2 protein-coding genes are annotated in these 3,402 nt (G+C 71.8%); one reads left to right on the forward strand and one right to left on the reverse strand.

Features of this window, described 5'->3' with window-relative positions:
- Nucleotides 1-18: 18 nt before the first annotated feature.
- Nucleotides 19-996, reverse strand: a complete 978-nt coding sequence (locus GKQ77_RS30170; RefSeq protein WP_219692296.1) for a helix-turn-helix domain-containing protein — start codon at nt 994-996, stop codon at nt 19-21.
- A 215-nt stretch (nt 997-1,211) separates the two neighbouring features.
- On the opposite strand from GKQ77_RS30170, the gene tkt reads away from it, so the two are divergent.
- Complete coding sequence (tkt, locus tag GKQ77_RS30175) at nt 1,212-3,320, forward strand: transketolase (RefSeq protein WP_219692297.1); 2,109 nt, start codon at nt 1,212-1,214, stop codon at nt 3,318-3,320.
- Nucleotides 3,321-3,402 lie beyond the last annotated feature (82 nt).

A 3,402-nucleotide genomic window follows, 5' to 3' on the forward strand; every position in this document is an offset into this window, starting at 1 on the left:
CTGTAGGGGCTGTGGGGGTCACTGGGCCGCTCTGAAGCCCGCCGGGGTCACGCCGGTGCGCTGCTGGAAGAACTTCGAGAAGTTCGCCGAGTCCGCGAAGCCGACGGCCGCTCCGATGCGGCCCGCCGGGAGGTCGGTGTGGGCGAGGAGGCGCTTCGCCTCCAGGATCACGCGGCGGTCGATGAAGTCCTTCGGCGTCTGGCCGGTGGCCGCGCGCACCGCGCGGACGAGGGTGCGGCGCGAGTAACCCAGCTCGTCGGCGTACGCGCTGACGCTGTGGTTGGTCGTGAAGCCCTGCTCGACCGCGGCGCGGAACCGGGAGAACGCCGAGTCCGGCAGCGGGCTGCACTCGTCCGCCGCCGCCCGCGCCGAGACGTGCGCCACCCGCAGCATGAAGGCGGTGAGGGAGTGCCGCAGCACCGACGTGTGCAGGCTCAGCGGCAGCGTCGCCGTGTCCAGGTACTCGCGCTGCAGTTGGGTCAACGAGGCTTCCAGAGCGGCGAGTTGGGCCTCGTCGGGGTGCAGGAGCGGCGGCCGGTCGTAGCGGTACAGGCCCGTCGCCTCCACGATCGCGCGCGGCAGGAAGCCGGGCTGCATGGTGAGCGCCGTGCCGACGTAGCTGTCGGTCGCCGAGAAGCTGTGCACCTGCCCGGGGCGGATCCACAGGATGTCGCCGGCCCCGGCCTCGTACTCCGTGAAGTCCACCATGTGGCGGACGGGGCCCGCGCGGAAGAAGAGGAGCACGTGGAAGTCGATGCGGTGCACGCGCCGGGAGAGGCCGACGCCGCCCGCCCAGGGGCCGTCCGTGCCCATCGGGCCGACCTGTATCCCGACCCCGGACACGCTCGCGCTCGGATCGAAGGGATAGGTGCGGATGTGCTCCGCGGTGCCTTCGGGGGCGTCACGGGTGTGCCCGGCCGTGCCGTCGGACGCGTCACGGATGTGCTCCGCGCCGCCCATCCGGGCGCTCGTATGTGCGCCGGTCTGCTCCGTCATGCGATGTCCCCGCGATTTCCCTGCGTATTTCTCGGTCCGGGCTGCCCCGCCCGCTGCGGCTGTCCCATTTTCACCGCACGCTGACACGGGCGCACCTTCCACCGGAAAAGTATGACCTTTACGTTCGTAGGTGGCTGGACCTGGGTTTTTGGGTCCGGACCGCCGGTGCCTCTCGGCGCCACGGAAGTACCACGGATGCGAAGGAAGTCATACAGATGAGCACGCAGACACCGGACGCCCTCGGCCCCTTCGAGCGCCCCCTGGAGCGCCCCTTGGAGTGGACCGAACTCGACCGGCGTGCCGTCGACACCGCACGCCTCCTGGCGGCCGACGCCGTGCAGAAGGTCGGCAACGGACACCCCGGTACGGCCATGAGCCTGGCGCCCGCCGCCTACACCCTCTTCCAGAAGGCCATGCGGCACGACCCGGCCGACCCGGAGTGGACCGGCCGCGACCGTTTCGTCCTCTCGCCCGGCCACACCAGCCTCACCCTCTACACCCAGCTCTTCCTCTCCGGCTACGAGCTGGGCCTCGACGACCTGAAGGCGTTCCGCACGCAGGGCTCCAAGACGCCGGGCCACCCCGAGTACGGGCACACGGCGGGCGTGGAGACGACGACCGGGCCGCTCGGCCAGGGCGTCGCCAACGCCGTCGGCATGGCCATGGCCGCCCGCTACGAGCGCGGCCTCTTCGACCCCGAGGCCCCCGAGGGCACCAGCCCCTTCGACCACACCATCTGGGCGATCGTCTCCGACGGCGACCTGGAGGAGGGCGTCTCCGCCGAGGCCTCCTCGATGGCCGGACACCAGAAGCTCGGCAACCTCGTCTTCCTCTACGACGACAACCACATCTCCATCGAGGGCGACACCGGCACCGCGTTCTCCGAGGACGTCGCCAAGCGGTACGAGGCGTACGGCTGGCACGTGCAGCGCGTGGCTCCCCAGGCCGACGGCGACATCGACGTCCAGGCGCTGTACGAGGCCTTGGCCGCCGCCAGGGCCGAGACCGGGCGCCCCTCGCTCGTCGTGATGCGCACGATCATCGCCTGGCCCGCCCCGAACGCGCAGAACACCGCGGGCTCCCACGGCTCCGCGCTCGGCGCCGACGAGGTCGCCGCCACCAAGCGCGTCCTCGGCTTCGACCCGGAGCAGACCTTCGCCGTCGAGGACGAGGTCATCGCCCACACCCGCAAGGCCCTCGACCGGGGCGCCGAGGCGCACGCCGCCTGGGACAAGCGGCTCGCCCAGTGGCGCGCCGCCCACCCCGAGCGCGCCAAGCTGCTCGACCGTGTCGTCGCCGGCCGCCTCCCCGAGGGCTGGGAGCAGGCGCTGCCCTCCTTCGAGGCCGGCACCAAGCTCGCCACGCGCGCCGCCTCCGGCAAGGTCCTCCAGGCGCTCGGCCCGGTCATCCCCGAGCTGTGGGGAGGCTCCGCCGACCTCGCGGGTTCGAACAACACCACCATCGACAAGACGTCGTCGTTCCTGCCGAAGGGCAACCCGCTCCCGGAGGCCGACCCGTACGGCCGCACCATCCACTTCGGCATCCGCGAGTTCTCGATGGCCGCCGAGATGAACGGCATCGCGCTGCACGGCAACACCCGTGTCTACGGCGGCACCTTCCTCGTCTTCTCCGACTACATGCGCAACGCCGTGCGGATGTCGGCCCTCATGCAGCTGCCCGTCACCTACGTGTGGACGCACGACTCCATCGGCCTCGGCGAGGACGGCCCGACCCACCAGCCCGTCGAGCACCTCGCGTCCCTGCGCGCGATCCCCGGCCTGAACGTGGTCCGCCCCGCCGACGCCAACGAGACCGCCATCGCCTGGCGCGAGATCCTGCGCCGGGGCTCGGAGAAGCCGGCCCCGCACGGCCTGGCGCTGACCCGGCAGGGCGTGCCGACGTACGAGGCCAACGAGGAAGCCGCCAAGGGCGGTTACGTTTTGGCCGAGGCGTCCACGGGCACCCCGGACGTCGTGCTGATCGCCACCGGTTCCGAAGTGCACCTCGCCGTCGCGGCGCGGGAGCGCCTTGAGGCCGACGGGATCGCCACGCGCGTCGTGTCGATGCCGTCCGTCGAGTGGTTCGAGGAGCAGCCGCGGGAGTACCGCGACAGCGTCCTGCCGCCCGCCGTCAAGGCCCGCGTCGCCGTCGAGGCCGGTATCGGCCTGACCTGGTACCGCTATGTCGGAGACGCCGGACGCATCGTCTCCCTTGAGCACTTCGGCGCCTCCGCCGACGCCGACGTCCTGTTCGCCGAGTTCGGCTTCACCGCCGAGAACGTCGCCGCCAAGGCGCGGGAATCCCTCGCCGAGGCCCGCGCCTGACTCCGGTCGGCGGCCCCCTGCCGGCCGCCGCGCCCGACCCCCGTACCACCCGAAAGAAGTTGGAACAGCACATGACCAGCGC

Origin of the sequence: Streptomyces anatolicus (assembly GCF_019400875.1) — a bacterium.
GTDB lineage: Bacteria > Actinomycetota > Actinomycetes > Streptomycetales > Streptomycetaceae > Streptomyces > Streptomyces anatolicus.